The sequence below is a fragment of the Halogranum roseipondis genome, from assembly GCF_059695585.1.
In genome coordinates, this window is the sequence record NZ_CM185235.1 from 247194 (window position 1) to 264857 (window position 17664).

12 protein-coding genes and 2 pseudogenes are annotated in these 17664 nt (G+C 63.8%); 10 read left to right on the plus strand and 4 right to left on the minus strand.

From position 1 onward, the window contains the following. Window positions 1-186: 186 nt before the first annotated feature. The 3 genes from gatC to EOHIBHHM_RS01395 all read left to right on the plus strand — a co-directional run bounded on the left by gatC (window position 187) and on the right by EOHIBHHM_RS01395 (window position 3716). Window positions 187-465, plus strand: coding sequence for an Asp-tRNA(Asn)/Glu-tRNA(Gln) amidotransferase subunit GatC (gene gatC, locus EOHIBHHM_RS01385; protein ID WP_497253893.1), 279 nt, complete (start codon window positions 187-189; stop codon window positions 463-465). Next, window positions 462-1736: an Asp-tRNA(Asn)/Glu-tRNA(Gln) amidotransferase subunit GatA gene (gene gatA, locus EOHIBHHM_RS01390; RefSeq protein ID WP_497253895.1), complete on the plus strand. Its 1275-nt coding sequence runs from the start codon at window positions 462-464 to the stop codon at window positions 1734-1736. The genes gatC and gatA overlap by 4 nt, the downstream gene beginning before the upstream one ends. A 435-nt stretch (window positions 1737-2171) precedes the next feature. After that, window positions 2172-3716 carry a TrkH family potassium uptake protein gene (locus tag EOHIBHHM_RS01395; RefSeq protein WP_497253897.1) on the plus strand — a complete coding sequence of 515 codons (1545 nt, stop codon included), beginning with the start codon at window positions 2172-2174 and terminating at the stop codon, window positions 3714-3716. Between the two features lie 95 nt (window positions 3717-3811). On the opposite strand, the gene EOHIBHHM_RS01400 is transcribed toward EOHIBHHM_RS01395, so the two are convergent. The 3 genes from EOHIBHHM_RS01400 to EOHIBHHM_RS01410 form a co-directional block, all read right to left on the minus strand. Beyond that, a complete protein-coding gene (locus EOHIBHHM_RS01400; protein WP_497253899.1) occupies window positions 3812-5416 on the minus strand; it encodes a TrkH family potassium uptake protein in 1605 nt (534 codons plus the stop codon). Between the two features lie 112 nt (window positions 5417-5528). Then, window positions 5529-6866 carry a Trk system potassium transporter TrkA gene (trkA, locus tag EOHIBHHM_RS01405; RefSeq protein ID WP_497253901.1) on the minus strand — a complete coding sequence of 446 codons (1338 nt, stop codon included), beginning with the start codon at window positions 6864-6866 and terminating at the stop codon, window positions 5529-5531. A gap of 165 nt (window positions 6867-7031) precedes the next feature. Then, window positions 7032-8348 carry an RNA-guided endonuclease TnpB family protein gene (locus tag EOHIBHHM_RS01410; protein ID WP_497253903.1) on the minus strand — a complete coding sequence of 439 codons (1317 nt, stop codon included), beginning with the start codon at window positions 8346-8348 and terminating at the stop codon, window positions 7032-7034. 43 nt (window positions 8349-8391) lie between these two features. Between EOHIBHHM_RS01410 and tnpA the strand changes: the two are divergent. After that, a pseudogene (gene tnpA, locus EOHIBHHM_RS01415) lies at window positions 8392-8806 on the plus strand (IS200/IS605 family transposase). 58 nt (window positions 8807-8864) lie between these two features. On the opposite strand, the pseudogene EOHIBHHM_RS01420 reads toward tnpA, so the two are convergent. Next, window positions 8865-9412 (minus strand): annotated as a pseudogene (locus EOHIBHHM_RS01420) (type II toxin-antitoxin system RatA family toxin). A gap of 236 nt (window positions 9413-9648) precedes the next feature. Between EOHIBHHM_RS01420 and EOHIBHHM_RS01425 the strand changes: the two are divergent. From EOHIBHHM_RS01425 to coaBC, 6 genes are all read left to right on the plus strand, one after another. Then, entirely contained in the window at window positions 9649-10815 is a 1167-nt protein-coding gene (locus EOHIBHHM_RS01425; protein WP_497253905.1) for an ABC transporter substrate-binding protein, read from the plus strand. Window positions 10816-10954: 139 nt separating this feature from the next. Then, entirely contained in the window at window positions 10955-12112 is a 1158-nt protein-coding gene (locus tag EOHIBHHM_RS01430; protein WP_497253907.1) for a FecCD family ABC transporter permease, read from the plus strand. Beyond that, window positions 12109-12984, plus strand: a complete 876-nt coding sequence (locus EOHIBHHM_RS01435; protein ID WP_497253909.1) for an ABC transporter ATP-binding protein — start codon at window positions 12109-12111, stop codon at window positions 12982-12984. The genes EOHIBHHM_RS01430 and EOHIBHHM_RS01435 overlap by 4 nt, the downstream gene beginning before the upstream one ends. Before the next feature lie 164 nt (window positions 12985-13148). Next, complete coding sequence (locus tag EOHIBHHM_RS01440) at window positions 13149-14030, plus strand: FAD-binding protein (RefSeq protein WP_497253911.1); 882 nt, start codon at window positions 13149-13151, stop codon at window positions 14028-14030. A gap of 712 nt (window positions 14031-14742) precedes the next feature. Further along, window positions 14743-16002: a Cdc6/Cdc18 family protein gene (locus tag EOHIBHHM_RS01445; protein WP_497253913.1), complete on the plus strand. Its 1260-nt coding sequence runs from the start codon at window positions 14743-14745 to the stop codon at window positions 16000-16002. 142 nt (window positions 16003-16144) lie between these two features. Next, window positions 16145-17362, plus strand: coding sequence for a bifunctional phosphopantothenoylcysteine decarboxylase/phosphopantothenate--cysteine ligase CoaBC (gene coaBC, locus EOHIBHHM_RS01450; protein WP_497256874.1), 1218 nt, complete (start codon window positions 16145-16147; stop codon window positions 17360-17362). The last annotated feature ends 302 nt before the right edge of the window (window positions 17363-17664 follow it).

A 17664-nucleotide genomic window follows, 5' to 3' on the forward strand; every position in this document is an offset into this window, starting at 1 on the left:
CCAATCGTGTGAAACAATCCCGTGGCGGGCAGTGGAGGACCGCGCCGTCTTCCGATCTCGGCCTCAGAGCGGCGGCCGACTCACACGAGAGCGACGTGGAACCGAGCGGGGAGAGAGCGACCGGAGAGCGAGCGTCGGCAGCGTCGCACCGAAACCCTTACTCCCGGCCCGTGGCACCCTCGAAGTATGAGCCAATCCCGCGTTGACGCAGCCGAAGTGCGTCACGTCGCCGAGCTGGCGCGGGTGAACCTCGACGACGAGGAAGTCGAGGAGTTCGCCACGCAGTTCGCCGACATTCTGGAGTATTTCGACGCGCTCGACGAGGTACCGGCGGTCGACCGCGAGTCCGACCTCGTGAACGTGATGCGTCCCGACGAGGTCCGCGAGGGGCTCTCACAGGAGGAGGCCCTCGCGAACGCGGCCGAGACGGAGGACGGCTTCTTCAAGGGGCCGCGGGTGTCATGAGCGGTCTGAACGCCTTCATCACCGAGGAGACGATCGACGGCGAGGGCGACGGACCGCTCGCCGGCAAGTCGGTCGCCGTCAAGGACAACATCAGCACGAAGGGGCTCCGGACGACCTGTGGCTCTGCGATGCTGGAGGACTACGTCCCGCCTTACGACGCGACGGTCGTCGAACGCCTGAAGGAGGCCGGCGCCGCCATCGCCGGCAAGGCCAACATGGACGAGTTCGGGATGGGGACGACGACGGAGACGTCGGCCTACGGCCCGACGAAGAACCCGGTCGACGAGTCGCGCGTCCCCGGCGGCTCCTCCGGCGGCAGTGCGGCGGCCGTCGCCGCCGGCGAGGCCGACCTCGCACTCGGCTCCGACACGGGCGGTTCCGTCCGCTGTCCGGCCGCGTTCTGCGGCGTCGTCGGCATCAAGCCGACCTACGGACTCGTCTCCCGGTACGGCCTCGTCGCGTACGCCAACTCGCTCGAACAGATCGGCCCGATCGCGCCCACCGTCGAGGAGGCCGCCCAACTGCTCGACGTCATCGCCGGGCCGGACGGTCGAGACGGGACGACCCGCGAGGAGGGGGCCGACTCGGACTACGCCGCTGCCGCCGACGGCGACGTCGACGGTCTGACCGTCGGCGTCCCGACCGAACTGCTCGACGGGGCCGACGAGGGCGTCGTCGAGACGTTCTGGGACGCCGTCGACGACCTCGAGACGCAGGGCGCAGAGTACGAGGAGGTCTCGCTCCCCTCTGTGGAGCACGCGGTGCAGGCGTACTACGTCGTCGCGATGTCCGAGGCCTCCTCGAACCTCGCTCGCTTCGACGGCGTACGCTACGGCAAGTCCGGCGGCTACGAGGGCAACTGGAACGAGTCGTTCGCCGACGCCCGCGAGGAAGGGTTCGGCGCGGAGGTCAAGCGACGCGTCCTCCTCGGTACTTACGCACTCTCGGCGGGGTACCACGACAAGTACTACGCGAAGGCACAGGACGCACGCGCATGGGTGAAACAGGACTTCGACGAGGCGTTCGCCGACGTCGACGTGCTCGCCTCGCCGACGATGCCGGTACCGCCGTTCGAACTCGGCGAGAGTCTCGACGATCCGCTGCAGATGTATCTCGCCGACGCGAACACCGTCCCGGTGAACCTCGCGAACCTCCCCGCCATCTCGGTCCCCGCGGGCGAAACCGAGGGGCTCCCCGTCGGACTGCAGCTCATCGGACCGAAGTTCGGCGAGGAACGGATCGTCCGCGCGGCAAGTGCCGTCGAACGGTAAGGTCGAACGATCCGGAACGTCTCCTGCAGTGTTGTTTACTTCTGTGCAACACGTTCGGCGAGAGAGCCGTCGCCGTCGCTCGCCGATGAGTGAGAGTCGGTGAGAGAATGGCGACGATGGCTGAAAACTCAGCCGGTCGCCCTGGTCCCCGCTGACGCTTCGGCCCTCCAAGAACGAAGCGTCGTATTGGGCAAGCAGCGCAATATACATAAGGCTGACGGCCCCCGACACGGCCGACGCCGGTCGGCGGGACGGTGCGACGACCGTGGAGCGTCGAACCGTCCTCGACGATGCCGAACGGGACGGTTTGGCGCACGTGGAAACAGGAGGTCGGACGGAGGACGTCGGACGCTACCGTCTCCGTCGTTCGTCTGCTGACCTTCGTGTATCTAAGGAGTCTTATGTCTGCTGGGTTTTCTTGCTCGTACCGAACAGATGAACGCGAATCTATCGAGATACGTAGACTACCGGGCGAGTCTCGGATTTCTGGGGTCCGTCATCAAGTACATGGCGGTCCCGCTGGCGGTTCCCATCGCCGTCGCGCTCTACTACGGCGAGAGCCTCGTTCCCTTCGTCGTGACGCTGGGGGTGATGCTCGGAGTCGGCGTCGGTCTGGAACGGCTTCGCTCCGAACCCGACCTCGGTCACCGCGAGGGGTTCTTGCTGGTGAGTCTGACCTGGTTGGTTATCCCCATCGTCGGGGCGGTTCCGTACCTCGTCGCGGGAGAGGGAACCGTCGCCCATCCGGTGAACGCGCTCTTCGAGAGCATGTCGGGGTTCACGACCACCGGCGCGACCGTCCTCGGCGAGATCTCGTTCGAGCGTCACTCGCGGTCGATACTGATGTGGCGGCAGTTGACCCAGTGGCTCGGCGGGATGGGGATCATCGTCCTGATGGTCGCCGTCCTCCCCGAACTCTCCGTCGGTGGCGCACAGGTGATGGACGCGGAGGCGCCGGGGCCGTCCCTCGAGAAACTGACGCCGCGAATCCGGGACACCGCACAGGCACTCTGGCGGATCTACATCGGCTTCACCGTCGCGGCACTCGCGGTCTACTACGGTCTGCATCTCGCCGGGGTGGCTCCGAACATGGACTTCTACAACGCGGTCGCCCACGCGTTGACGACGCTGCCGACCGGCGGGTTCTCCCCCGAGGCGCGGAGTGCCGAGGCGTTCTCACCGGCGATCCAGTGGGCGATCACCGTCTTCATGATCGTCGCCGGGACCAACTTCGCACTGTTCTGGTACGTCCTGAAGGGCGAACCAAGTCGACTGACGGGGAACACGGAGTTCCGCTCGTACCTCCTGGCGATGGGTGTCGTCGGGACGGTGCTGACGACGCTGCTGTTCGTCGGGATCGGTCTCCAGACGACGCCGACGAACGTCGGGCAGATTCCGGGGAACCTCGAACACTCGCTCCGACAGGCTGCGTTCCAGACGGCCGCAATCGTGACGACGACGGGGTACGCCAGCATGGACTTCAACACGTGGGACCAGTCGACGCAGTTGATCCTCCTCTTCGCGATGTTTCTCGGCGGGTCCGCCGGGTCGGCGGCGGGGTCCATCAAGATCATCCGCTGGTATCTGATCCAGAAGACGATCGTCCGTGAGCTGTTCACGACGGTCCACCCCGACGCCGTCCGCCCGCTCAGGCTCTCGGACGACGTGGTCGACGAGGGCACCGTCCGCGGCCTGTTCGTCTTCACGATGACGTTCCTCCTCATCTTCGCCGCCTCCGCGGTCGTCCTCTACCTCGACGGACTCCGAACCGGGGTCGAACTGTCGGCCATCGAGGCGGTGAGCGCCGCCATCGCGACGCTCGGCAACATCGGACCCGGTGTCGGGATCGTCGGCCCGATGAACAACTTCCTGCCGTTCTCCAACGCGGCGAAGCTCTACATGGTGTTTCTGATGTGGATCGGCCGACTAGAGATCCTCTCGGTGCTCGTCATCTTCACGCCGTCGTACTGGCGACCGTGAGCGCGACTCCCGAACCGAGCCACGCTCTCTTTGCGTCTGTGGGTCGGTAGCCTCTCCAGCACGAGGAGACCCCGCAGTTTACAGCAGAGAGGACGTCACCGGCGCCAGTACTCCGGTGTGAGGAGGACCAAGACGGGGAGAATCTCCAGCCGACCGATCCACATTAGGAAGGTCATGAACACCATCGAGGCGTTCGAGAAGGGGAGGTAGCTCCCCATTGGACCGACCACGCCGAACCCCGGACCGACGTTCCCGAGCGTCGCTGCGGTCGCGCTCATCGTTTCGAGCACCGAGAGCCCGAGGTCGACGCGAGCGGCGTCGAGAAACAGCACGCCGACCGAGAGGAAGAACAACACCAGATACAGCAGCGTGAACGCGTAAATGCCGCGAACGGCGCGCTCGTCGAGTGCCCGACCGCCGAGTCGGACAGGGCGCACTGCGTCGGGGTGAGCGGTCGTGAACAGCTCTCGACGGACGGATTTCAAGATGACGTACCAGCGGACGACCTTCACTGCGCCACCGGTGGACCCGGCCGACCCACCGACGAACATCGCAAACAGGAGCAGGTACTGCGCCGGCGCGCTCCAGGCGTTGAAGTCCATGCTGGCGTACCCCGTCGTCGTCACGATGGAGACGACCTGGAAGGCGGCCTGCCGAACCGACGGTTCGAACTGCATGACGACACGGTCGGTGTACTCCGCGAGGTAGGCTGCGTCGTACGTCTCGCCGGCGGGCACCTGCCCGACGAAGCCGGCACCGACGAACAGCAGCCCCGCGAGTACCGCCGTCAGCGACGCCATCACGCCGAGGTAGAACCGAAACTCCGTGTCTTCGAACAGGCGGTCGAGGTCGCCGGTGAGCGCGTGCCAGAACAGCGCGAAGTTGGTCCCCGCGGCGATCATGAACGGGATGATGATCCACTGGGCGGCCGCCGAGAACGCCTCGATGCTCCGTGCCTCGGGCGAGAACCCGCCGGTCGGCATCGTCGTCAAGCCGTGAGCGACGGCGTTGTAGGCGGTCATCGCCGGGTCGATGCCGGCGAGGTTGAGCCCGTAGAGCAGCAGGATCTCGAGGACCGTGAAGCCGAGATACGCTCCCCAGAGCGCACGCGCCGTCTCGGCGATTCGCGGGGTGAGCTTCTCGATGCCGGGGCCGGGTGCCTCGGCGTCCATCAGCTGCGCCCCGCCGACGGAGAGTTCGGGGAGGATCGCGACCGCGAGGACGACGATCCCCATCCCGCCGAGCCACTGGGTCAACTGCCGCCACATCATGATTCCGCGCGTGTGTGAGTCGTAGGAGATGTCGCCCAGGACGGTCGCGCCGGTGGTCGTGAACCCCGACATGCTCTCGAAGAGCGCGTTCGCCGGGTTCGCGAGCGTCGACTCGGGGTGAATCGGGTCGAAGACGAGCGGGATGCCGTGGGCCTCGACGAGGTAGGGGACGGCACCGACCATCGCCACCGCGAGCCAGGTGACGCCGACCATCAGGAACCCCTCGCGGGCGCGGATGTCCGGGTCTGGTCGGAGTCGCTCGAGTCCGAACCCGAGTGCGGCGGTGACGACCATCGTCACGAGGAACGGGACGATCGTCTCGCCGTATATCAGGGCGACGAACACCGGAAACGCCAGTGGCGCGATCAGATACTTCAACACGGTGCCGACGAGGCTGAGACTGGCACGGTAGTCGACACGCAGTCTCACGGCCCGACACGCTCCTTCGTTCGGAACACAGACGTGCGTCGAACTTCGCAGATATGAAGATACTGTTCCGGAGCGACCCGGTGAGTCAGTGACGTGGAAGGTTCGGCGACGCTCAGAGCTTCGCGGTGACCTCGTCGACGACGGCCGCGTCGGCGAAGACGACGACGTGGTCGCCGGACTCGACGACGGTGTCACCACGCGGGACGATGAACTCGCGGTCACGTGTGATCGCGCCGATGACGACGCCGGTCGGCAGTTCGCCGACGGCGTCGCGGATGGCCCGTCCGGAGAGGACGCTGGCGTCGTCGATCTCGATCTCCAGCACCTCGGCTTTGTTCGACTCGATGAGCGCGATGTTCTCCGCACCGCCCTCGCGAGTGAACCGGGTGATCTCCTCTGCGACCACCTCGCGGGGGCTGATCGCGACGTCGACGCCGACCGTCTCGAACAGTTCGAGGTAGGAGGTGGTGTCGATCACTGCAACCGTCCGCTCGGTGCCGAGTCGCTGCGCGAGCAGCGTCACGAGCAGGTTCTTCTCGTCGGAGTCGAGGGCGGCGACGACCATGTCGGCGTCGCCGATGTGTTCGCGTTCGAGAAACGCCATGTCGGTCGCGTCGGACTCCATCACGACCGTATCGGGAAGATCCTCGGCGAGCTGGCGCGCCCGGTCGTGATCCTGCTCGACGAGGCGTGGGCGGAACCCCCGCTCTTCGAGCAGTCGGGCGACGTGGTAGCCGATCTCGCTGCCGCCGACGACGACGACCTCCTCTGCCGCTCCGGGCGACTCGTCGGGGGCGATCGTCTGTGCGAACTCCTGGACGCTCTTCGGGCTGCCGATGACGACCACGCGGTCGTCCGGACGGATCACCGTCTCCCCGCGGGGGATCTCGATGGTCCCGTCGCGGAGGATCGCCGCGAACGTCAGCGAGTCGAAGCGGTCGGCCTCCTGGACCGTCTGGTTGGAGATCGGGCTGCCGTCGGGGATTTCGAACTCGGCCATCTGGACCTGTCCCCCCGCGAAGGGGTCGACGTCGAGCGCCGCGGGCAGGCCGACGATGCGGACGATCGCCTCCGCGGTCAGGAGGTTCGTACAGACCATGAAGTCGATGCCGAACGCCTTCTCCGAGCGCTCCCACGTCCGCAGATACTCGGTGTTCTTGATGCGGGCGATGGTGAACCCGTCGCTGATCGCCTTCACCGTCGAGCAGGCGACGATGTTGGTCTCGTCGTCGTCGGTCGACGCGATGACCATCCCGGCGCTGTCGACGCCGGCCTCCTCGAGCGTCGCGACGGCGGTTCCGTCGCCCTGAATCGCCAGCACGTCCAGCGAGTAGTTCAACTCCTCGACCCGTGCAGGGTCGCGTTCGATGACGATGACCTCGTGGGTGTCTTCGAGGTCGGCCGCGATGCTCGACCCGACCTGTCCGGCCCCGATGATGATCACGCGCACGGTCCGATCGCCCCTCTGTTCATGGCCCGCCGTACTCTCGCGGGTCGTATCACTATTTCCCTTGCGGTTCGACGGGAGAACGGTGTGCTGCAGCCTCTTCGCGTCTGCTCGAGCGGGTAAACGACCACGGGTCGGGTGACCCGTGGCCTTTCTTGTTCCCTCAGCCTATGTCGTAAGCACTCCACGCGAAGCGATTTCGCGGGATGAGGATGGGCGGTTTACAGAGCGCCCCGACCCAGACAGGCTCACCTTCCGAACACTCGGTTGTGTTTTGCGAGTCTGGTAATTAACCGATTCAACATCTACGCCAGCGTGTTTCGCCCACGCTCGCCACGCCACATTCACACTCGCGTTCCGGTCAGCATGGTCTTGCTGAACCTCACACGAATCATTCGTACACCGGAACCGTCGTCCCTGACGGTAGCCACGGTGTCCACAGCACGAACACGACTTCGAGTTGTACGGCGACTCGACCGTCTCACACGGAATCTGATCCCACGTCGCCTTGTAACGAACCTGTTGCTCGAACTTGTGGAACGGCAGTTTGTGCAGACGCCGATTCATGTACGTGCCGTACTTGATGGTGTCACGAATCCCACTCAAGTCCTCGAACACGATGACCGGGTTCGGGAACTGTTGGGCGAACTCCACCACGACTCGAGACATACGGTGAAGAATCCACTCGGTGTAGCGTTCTTCTTTCTCTCCGAGTTGGTGGTGGATGGAATGTTGGCCGTGTTCCTGACAGCGTTTCGTGATAGTGTGGTAGCGTTGGCGTTCGGCTTTCACGGAGCCGTAATCAAGCACGAGTGTTCCGAGCGTGTCCATCGTCTCACGGTTAAGAGCTGTGAGAGCGACGTTGCGCTCGTTAATATCGACGCCGACGAGTGTGTCGGCGTCTTCGGATTCAGGCACTTCGAGTTCTGTTTTGACCGTGACGTGTAGGTAGTACACGCCATCTCGGTACAGAAGTTCAGCCTGTCCCAACGACCACTCATCTTCTGTCAAGGCTGACTCTATGAGGTTGAGGTCTTCCGGTCGTCCTCGAAGGTGTCCTTTCACCTTCTTGTACGGCTTCGGACTCACACGGAACGCTACGCGGTCATCCTTGTCGCTGTATGTAAGTCGGTAGCCTTCGGTGTGCGCCATGACGAGTGGGTAGGCTCCTTTCTTATCTGTGGCTGGTGGCGACGGCTTTCCGACGTTGGTGTCGTCTTGGTCGTACCACCAGTTGAGGAGTTCTTGGTAGGAATCCCACGCTTGCAGGGCTTTCCCGACAACCGCGCACTTGTTGTTCCGCAGGAAGTCATCGCGGTCAACTTTCTTCTGAATCTCGGTGCGTGAGTAGCCGTTTTGTTTGAGTCGGAGTGTGTCGTTGGAGATGTCTCGTGCGGTGAAGCGGGCATCTTTGAGCCACGACCGCTCACCAGACTCTATGCAGAGTCGAGTGCGTGCGGTCTTCGTGACTTCTTCGATACCCATACATTGACTATCGAACCAAGTGATAATAAAAGTAGGTATTAGGATGGAAGAGTACCGGAGTCATGCATATTCAATTAGTTCGTGTGAGTGTTATTTCGTGTGAGTGTTATTTCGTGTGGTGCCCGAAGTACCGACATGAGATGTTGGAGTTAGTTCGAGACGAACTTGCGGAGTTGTTCCGAGGGACTGCTGAACGGTTCGGTCACGAGATTGTGTCGATGGAGATTGCTACTGACCACGTTCACTTGTTCGTAGAGACCGACCCGAAGTGGAGTCCTGCCGAGATTGCCAAGCAATTCAAGGGCTATTCAGGTCGAACAATCCTGAAACGCCACCCAGAAATCAAACAGCAGTACTTCTGGGGAAGTGGTCTGTGGAAGCACGGCTACTACGTCGGGACGACTGGTGCGGTGTCCGAGGATGTGGTTCGCCGGTACATTGAGGATACTGAACATTAGGCGAGCGTACGCGATTCACCCACGGGTCAGGTGACCCGTGGAATTCTCGCTGTTTTCTTTAGAGTTCGCTCGGTCGGTTCTCGATGGTCAACTCGACCCGACGACGGTTCCCTTCGAGATCGGCGACGATGCGCTCGACGATGCGTTCGGCCTCCTTGACGACGACCGGTTTCACCTTGTCGAGCACGCGGTCGAACGAGATGAACCGGGGGAGATCGAGCGCGTTCGAGTTCGCGGAGTCGGCGTCGAAGCGGATCTCGAACCAGACCCGACAGGCGCTATCGAGCAGGCGGCGTCGGCTGGGGCGTCCGCCGGGAGGTCGCCGAGTTCCTCGATCCGCCAACAGCCGTGGGCGTGGATGTCCTTGACGATCTTCCAATCGATGCGATCGGGGGGCGTCAACTCCGTCACCTCCGACCGTGCCGTGTAGGTGAGCTTCCACCACGCGAGTCGGAACTCGTACTCCGTGCCCGGCCCGCCGTCGCCGTGGCTGCGGACCTCCTTCAGGTGCTTCGAGTAGCCCGGATACCGCGAGAAGTCCAAGAGGAAATCGTACACCTCCTCGGGTGGTACGTAGACGACAGTGGTAACGACGATTTCGTCCACGCCTCCCGGTTCGGCGCGTGTCACCTAAGGTTTGTGGGCTCACGGCGTACCGTCCGTTCCGCTTTCGTGCACCTCTCTCGGAGGGACACAGCTCCGGGTGAGCCCGTGGAACTCACGCTGTTTTCTCTGACCCGGCGGCAAAGACATCGAGACGAGCATGCAGTACAGCTTTCACCTGTATTTTGGCGAACCTAAAAACCGGTGTCTTTTTGTGTTTTAGGTGTGCCGAAACCAGTATGCAACGACGCGAACTTCTCGGAATCGGTGCCGGTGCACTGACGACGGCACTGGCAGGGTGTGCGAGCGGGTCTGGCGACTCCGGCGGCTCCGGAAACACCAGCACGTCCACAGGCGCGACGAACGAGACGACGAACGGCTCGGAGACGACGTCGGAGTCGAGTTCCGGGTCGTACACGGTCTCGATGAAACCGGTCGGCGAGGTCTCCTTCGAGAGCGTCCCGGAGAGCTGGGTCGCCAACAACGGCAGTTGGGCCGACATGGGTGTCGCTCTCGGCGCGGAACCGCCGAAAGGGGTCTGGCTGACCGAGCGGTACCACACGCAGTATTACGACGAGATTCCCGGGTTCTCCGTCGACAAGAGCGACATGGTCTCGCTCTCTCAGAACGGCAGTGTGAGTAAGGAGACACTCTACGAACTTGACGCCGACGTCCACGTGATGGACCCGAACTTCCTGATGAACCGATTCAAAGGGTGGGAGCAGCAAGACATCGACGAGATCGCAGAGCAGGTCGGTCCGTTCTTCGGAAACAGCATCTTTTCCCGAGGCTACTCGTGGCACGAGGACTACCCCTACTACACGCTCTACGAGGCCTTCGAGAAGATGGCACAGCTTTACCAGCAGACCGAACGCTACGAGGCGTTCAACAGTCTCCACGACGAGTTCCAGTCGAAGGTGAGCAACGTCGTCCCGTCTTCGAAGTCCGAGCGACCGACCGTCGCTATCATGTGGGCCGCCAGCAACAACCCCGAGAAGTTCTCACCGTATCTCATCAGCGAAGGGACCAGCTTCAAACAGTGGCGGGACCTGAAGGTCCGCGACGCCTTCGCCGAGACGGACGTGCGCGACTTCCACGCCAACCGTGGAGAGATCGACTACGAGACCCTACTCGAGATCGATCCCGACGTCCTCCTCTGTCGTGGCCACGAGAACCAGACCGCCAAAGAGTTCCAGAACACCGTCGTCTCGTTCATGAAGAACCACAAGACTGCGAGTGCGCTCACCGCAGTCGAAAACGGCGACGTCTACCGTGGCGGTCCGCTCTACCAGGGGCCGATTACGAACTTCGTCGTCACGCAGCGCGCCGCAGAGCAGATCTACGACGTCGAAGAGCAGCTGTACGACCCACAGCGCGTCGCAGACATCGTCAACGGCAACAACTAACGCCGGTGCGAACGAAAAGAGGAGGGGGTTTAGGCAATCCTAAAAATCGAAGTGTTTTTCGGTCACAACTGCGGGGTACACGATATGGACGTTCTACGCCGAGAGTCGATCAGACAGGTACTCGACCCGAGAGGACACGATGGCGAGTGACACCAGCCAGTCCCGCGTCAACTCGGAGACGCGACGATGGCTGTCGTGGTTCGACGGGTCGCTTCTCACCCTCGCGGTCGGCAGCTGCCTCGTCGTCCTCTGCTCGACACTCGTCCAGGTGAGTTTCGGCGCGTTCACCATGTCCATCGAGCAGGCGTGGCGTGCGGTGTTCGACCCCGTCGTGTGGTCGAACCCCTACGTCCTCCTGCAGTTCTTCTTCGGCGAGGGCGTCGCGACGGTCATCGCGAACCTCGCCGGACTGTCGACGGCGAGCGTCGACCTCTCGAAGGAGACGCTCATCGTCTGGAACATCCGACTCCCGCGCGTCGTGGTCGGTGCCCTCGTTGGGATGAACCTCGCCGTCTCGGGAGCGATCTTTCAGGCAGTGACCCGAAACGAACTCGCCAGCCCGTACATCCTCGGCGTGAGCTCCGGTGCCGGCCTCGCCATCCTGCTCACGCTCGTCGTGTTCACCGGCTTCGCGTCGTTCCTCCCCGTCTTCGCCGCGCTCGGCGGCACGGTGGCGTTCATCATCGTCTACGCCATCGCGTGGAAGAACGGGACGAGTCCGGTCCGACTCGTCCTCGCGGGCGTCATCGTGTCGACGATCTTCGGGTCGCTGCAGACGGCGATGTACCTGCTGGCGAGCGACATCAGCGTCGTCCAGAGCGCGATCGCGTGGACGACCGGGTCGCTCACCGGCACCGACTGGGAGCAGGTTCGGATGATCCTCCCGTGGACGCTGTTCGCGACGGTACCGCTGTCGCTCGTCGCCTCCCGACAGCTGAACGTGCTCCTGCTCGGCGAGAAGACGGCGAAGGCGCTGGGGATGTCCGTCGAGCGCGTCCGATTCGCGCTCTCGGGCGTCGCCATCCTCGCCGCGAGCGCCGCCATCTCGGTGGCCGGAATCGTCGGTTTCGTCGGTCTCATCGTCCCGCACGTCGTCCGTAACATCGTCGGCAGCGACTACAAGCGACTCGTCGTCGGCTGTCTGTTCGCCGGCCCGGCGCTGATGGTCGCCGCCGACGTCGGCGCACGACTGGCGCTGAGCCCGACACAGATCCCCGTCGGCATCGTCACCGGACTCGTCGGCGGGCCGTACTTCCTGTATCTCATGCGCAAGAAAGAACGGTTGGGTGAACTATGAGCGACGAATCGCTGGAGTCGTCGGTCGGTCGCGAGCGGTCGAACGGCGAGCCGGACGAACCGACCGAGCGCGGCACCGCCGCGACGCATCTCCGCGGCGAGGGGCTCGCCATCAGCTATCCGACTACCGAGAACCCCGTCGTCGAGTGCGAGCGCGTCGACATTCCCGCCGGAGAGGTGACGGCGCTCGTCGGGCCGAACGGGTCGGGCAAGAGTACGCTCCTGAAGACGATGGCGAAGCAGTTAGACGCCGACCGAGGCCACGTTCTCCTCGACGGGGCGGAGGTCCGCGACCTCGGGACGAAGGAGCTCGCTCGTCGACTCGGGCTCCTGTCGCAGGAGAACGAGGCTCCGGGGAGCCTCACGGTCGAGGACCTCGTCTACCACGGCCGCTACCCGCACCGTGGCTTCTTCGAGTCGGTCGGTGAGGACGACGAACAGGCCGTCGAGCGAGCGCTCGACCTGGCGGGCGTCGACCACCTCCGCGATGACGAGGTCGGCAACCTGAGCGGCGGGCAGAAGCAGCTGGCGTGGATCGCGATGGTGCTCGCCCAGGAGACCGACGTCCTCCTCTTGGACGAACCGACGACGTATCTCGACTTGCACCACCAACTGCGCGTGATGGAGGTGATCCGGACGCTGAACCGCGAACGCGACGTCACCGTCGCCGTCGTCCTCCACGACATCGGACAGGCCGCCCGGTTCGCGGACAACCTCATCGCCATGAAGGACGGCGGACTGTACGACTGGGGGCCGCCGCGGAAGGTCGTCTCCGAAGAGTTACTGCGGGACGTGTTCCGCGTCGACGCCGACGTGGACGCCGACCATCCGACCGGCCCACACATCTCGCCGCACCGCGCGCTCGACGAGTAGGGCGACGACCGGACGTCGTCAATGGCTGTGGGGTCGAGGGTCAGAATGCGGTGGTGGTCACGCCGGCGTCGAGGATCGGATTGCGGTGGTGATCGTACTCGGGACGGCGGTCGTAGGGAGTCAAACTCCGAACAGTCATCTGTTCCTCCGGAGAGTACTGAGGTATGACGATGCAGACAGACGAAGGAACGACCGAATCGTCTACGGACGCGGAATCCACCTTGACGGCCGACCGGACCGAGAGCGCAGACGAACCGTACGACGTCCTCGTCGTCGGGGGCGGGGTCGCCGGGTCGACGGCCAGCGTGTTCACCGCTCGCGCCGGACTCGGAACCGTCGTCGTCGACGACGGCGAGTCGATCCTCCGGCGGAACGCCCACCTCGAGAACTTTCCCGGCTTTCCGGCGGGTGTGAACTCGAACCTCTTCACCGACATGCTCGAGGCGCAGTCGACGCGGAGCGGTGCAGACCACCGTGACGGTCGAGTGACGGCGGTTCGGCGTGTCGAAGACGGCGCAGGAGATGAGACGCTCGAAGGCGACGCGCGGTTCGTCGCTACCGTCGCTACCGACGAGTCGGACGACACGGAGCTCGCCGCGCGGTTCGTCGTCGCCGCCTCGTGGGCCGACGCCGACTACCTCGACGGACTCGACGTCGACGTCCGCGACGCGGGAAGCAAACGCTACGTCGACGACGACGGCCTCGGCCGGACGAACGTCGACGGCGTCTACGTCGCCGGACGACTCGCCGAACGCTACCACCAGGCGATCGTCGCCGCCGGTCACGGCGCGGAGGTCGCCATCACCCTGATCCACGACTCCGAGACGCCCTACTACCACGACTGGGTCGCTCCGGAGGGTTACTTCACCGACCGCGGCCGCGAGGTACCGCCCGGCTGCGAGGAGATATCGGAGACCGAACGGCAGGCCCGCGAACGGGAGTCGATCGCGGCGATGCAGGAGTACTTCGCGGAGCCGCATCCGGAACCCCAACGAACCCATCCCAGCCTCGTCGACGACGAACTCGGTCGCCTCCCCGACGAGTGACGGAGTCGTAGTCGGTGACTCTCCCACACCAGTTTGCAAATGCTCCAGTCGTGGAGAGAGGGGTGGGGTAGGTCGCAGTCGTAGACTGAGTATATAAAAGAATGCGCGCTCCCGAGCAGACACACCAGTTTTCAAGTGTTACAATCGGCTCTAGTCGGTTGATTCTCACTCTATACCTAATCGGTAATAATATCTCATACAGTAAAGTATATATTAGTATAACAAACTAGGCAGAGCAGAGACGAGACGAAGAACAGTGAAGTACCTCGGGGTCAAGCCCCGAGGCACTCGCCTTGCTTATCTGTAGATGCGAGTGAAGAGAGGAGACGGGAGCACCGACAGAGAGAAGGCTCGAAGAGTGACATAGCCGACACGGGAATCACCCGACACGAAGACGTCGGACTCGGGAATATCGAACACGATCTCACACGAAGATATCTGATTCGAGGACATCTGATTCGAGATTGCCGATCCGGAGGGATCGACGTCGACGACGAGACGTGACAGAAGGACGTCCGACCTCCCCCACTCCCTCGTCACACACAGAGCATTTGCAAACTGGTGTGGGAGGGTGGTCCCTCCCCCTCCCCCGCTCTCGCGCTCGGAACATTTGCAAACTGCTGTGAGAGGGTCACCGGGCTCGGGAAGAGCATTTGAAACACGTGAAGCACTTGAAAAAAGATAAGTAGGGCGCACGGGAGCGTCGAAGTACATGGCACCGGATTCTATTTTCGAGGACGAGGCCGAGGTCTTCAGGAACATCGAGGTCCTCGAGGAGGACTACACCCCCGAGACCATCCTCTGCCGCGACGAGGCCATGAGCGAGTACATCAACGTCCTCAAACCGATCTACAAGGGGCGACCGCCGCAGAACGCGTTTCTCTACGGCGATACGGGAGTCGGGAAGACGGCGGTCACCAACCACCTCACGAACCAGCTCGAACGCGACATCGTCCAGAAGAACGAGGAGGCCGACGAGCCGATCAACCTCACCATCGTCAAGGTGAACTGTCAGAACCTCACTTCCACTGGCGAAGAAACCTCCTCGTATCAGGTCGCCATCGCCCTCGTCAACGAACTCCGGTCGCCGAAAGACATGATCGCCTCGACGGGGTACGCCCCGCAGGCGGTCTACTCGATGCTGTACGACGAGATCGACGAACTCGGCGGGACCGTCCTCATCATCTTGGACGAGGTCGACCGCATCGGCGGCGACGACACAATCCTCTACGAACTGCCGCGTGCCCGTGCCAACGAGAAGATCGAGAACGCCCGTATCGGTCTCGTGGGCATCTCGAACGACTACACGTTCCGCACCAACCTCTCGCCGAAGGTGAAAGACACGCTCTGTGAGACCGAGTTGAAGTTCCCCGCCTACAACGCGAACCAGCTCCGGGAGATCCTCCACGACCGCGCCTCGCGCGCGCTCCACGACGGCACCTACACCGAGGACGTCATCGCGCTCTGTGCGGCGCTCGCGACCCGCGAATCCTCCGGCAGTGCACGGAAGGCGATCAACCTCCTCCGGCGGGCCGGCGAGATCGCCGAGAACACCGGCACGACCAGCATCACGGAGCGACACGTCCACCAGGCGAAAGACGACCTCGAGTACGGCGACATGGTCGACTCCATCACCGATCAGGACGCACACAAGCAGTACATCCTCGCGGCCGTCGCCCATCTCTCGCAGGCCGACCGGACGCCGGCGCGCGTCAAGGAGGTCCATCGGACCTACGAACACGTCGCCAGCGCCTACGGCGCAGACCCGCTGAGCCAGCGGGGGATGTACAACCACCTCACGAAACTGGCAATGCTCGGCTTCCTCACCTCCCACGACAACAACGAGGGCATCAAAGGCGGCCAGTACTACGAGTTCGAGTTCAGCGACGAGGTCGACTCGAAGAAGGTCAGCGAGGCGTTCGAACAGATGGGGCTCTCGTGGCAGTCCTTCCAGATTCAGCAGCGTCTGTAGCTCTCCGCCGGGAGCATTTGAAAGCCGCTGTCTGGGTCGAGGTCTCACGCCGTCACAGGCGTTCTCTCCGGATAGCACTTGCAGATCGGTGTCCTGGCCGGGTCAGACCGACGTCGCCCCCGCCGACCCCCCGGATCAGTCGATCGCGCGACCCCTCGGAGAGACACCGTTAAACCACACCGAACAGAACCACGAACGAATGCTGGAAGGAGTGAACGTCGCCCTCGGGGTGTCGGGCAGCATCGCCGCCGTAAAGGTGGTCGAACTGGCCCACGAACTCCGGCGACACGGGGCTTCGGTCCGCGGAGTGATGACCCAGAGCGCACAGGGTATCGTTCACCCGTGGGCCGTCGAGTTCGCCACCGAACACGACGTGGTGACGGAGTTGACGGGTCGCGTCGAGCACGTCGAACTCTGCGGTCGCGACGGCTGGGCCGACGTCCTGTTGCTCGCACCGGCGACGGCGAACACGGTCGGGAAGATCGCCGCCGCCGTCGACGACACGCCCGTGACGACCTGCGCGACCACCGCCCTCGGTGCCGACGTGCCGGTCGTCGTCGCCCCCGCGATGCACGAACCGATGTACGACCATCCGGGCGTGCTGGACGCCATCGCCCGCCTGGAGGAGTGGGGTGTCGACTTCGTCGACCCGCGCGTCGAGGAAGGAAAGGCCAAGATCGCCACCGAGGCGGCTATCGTCACCGGCGTCGCGAGCGCGACCACCGAGAAGCCACTGGCGGGGACGAAGGTGGTCGTCACCGCTGGCGCGACGAGCGAGCCGATCGACCCGGTTCGCGTCCTCACCAACCGCTCTTCGGGGAAGACGGGGCGTGCCGTCGCCCGTGCCTGTCACGTCTACGGGGCGGACGTGACGCTCGTCCACGACGGACCCGACGTCCACTACGCCGACGTCCGGCGAGCAGAGACGAGCGCGGAGATGCTCGCCGCGGTCGAGGCCGCCTGCCGCGACGCCGACGCGCTGGTCTCGGCCGCCGCCATCAGCGACTTTACCGTCGACGCGAGCGACGAGAAGATCCGTTCGGGCGAACCCCGGACGCTCGAGCTCGTCCCGACCCCGAAACTGATCGATACGGTCCGCGAGGAGTATCCGAACCTCTCGATCGTCGGCTTCAAAGCCGAAACCACCGGCGACGACGAGGCGATGGTCGAGGAGGCCCGACGCATCCTCGACCGCGTCGGACTGGCGTTCGTCGTCGCCAACGACGCCTCCGTGATGGGTGGCGACGAGACGCGTACGCTGTTCGTCCGTGGTGACTCGACTGAGGAGTTCGCCGGGAGCAAAGCCGCACTCGGCGAACGCGTCGCGGCCGAACTGGGCCGCGAACTCGACGAGGCGTAGGGTCCGCGGCGTTCTCCTCCGGCGACCGACACGGTGCCGTTCGGCGTCGGGCGACCGCGGTTCCGTTCCCACGCCGGCCGTGGTTCCGTTCGTCCCTCGAGCGTCCGCACTTCCGTTCGTTCCTCAAGCGTCCGTGCTTTTGGCTGTTCGTTCGGGAATCGTTTCCGCTTCTGTCCGTCTGATACTGTACCCACAACCACCGGCGAGAGATGAGAATAGTTTTGCGTCAATAGCTACTCGCTCCAAACGATTAGTTACTATGTGGAGTCGAACAGAGCCGAGGGACTGTCGACCCCCGGACA

Excerpts from the sequence above, each read along its gene's own strand:
- gatC (WP_497253893.1), top strand. The coding sequence starts at position 187 with ATGAGCCAATCCCGCGTTGACGCAGCCGAAGTGCGTCACGTCGCCGAG.
- gatA (WP_497253895.1), top strand. The coding sequence starts at position 462 with ATGAGCGGTCTGAACGCCTTCATCACCGAGGAGACGATCGACGGCGAG.
- EOHIBHHM_RS01395 (WP_497253897.1), top strand. The coding sequence starts at position 2,172 with ATGAACGCGAATCTATCGAGATACGTAGACTACCGGGCGAGTCTCGGA.
- EOHIBHHM_RS01410 (WP_497253903.1), bottom strand. The coding sequence starts at position 8,348 with ATGGGTATCGAAGAAGTCACGAAGACCGCACGCACTCGACTCTGCATA.
- EOHIBHHM_RS01425 (WP_497253905.1), top strand. The coding sequence starts at position 9,649 with ATGCAACGACGCGAACTTCTCGGAATCGGTGCCGGTGCACTGACGACG.
- EOHIBHHM_RS01430 (WP_497253907.1), top strand. The coding sequence starts at position 10,955 with ATGGCGAGTGACACCAGCCAGTCCCGCGTCAACTCGGAGACGCGACGA.
- EOHIBHHM_RS01435 (WP_497253909.1), top strand. The coding sequence starts at position 12,109 with ATGAGCGACGAATCGCTGGAGTCGTCGGTCGGTCGCGAGCGGTCGAAC.
- EOHIBHHM_RS01440 (WP_497253911.1), top strand. The coding sequence starts at position 13,149 with ATGACGATGCAGACAGACGAAGGAACGACCGAATCGTCTACGGACGCG.
- EOHIBHHM_RS01445 (WP_497253913.1), top strand. The coding sequence starts at position 14,743 with ATGGCACCGGATTCTATTTTCGAGGACGAGGCCGAGGTCTTCAGGAAC.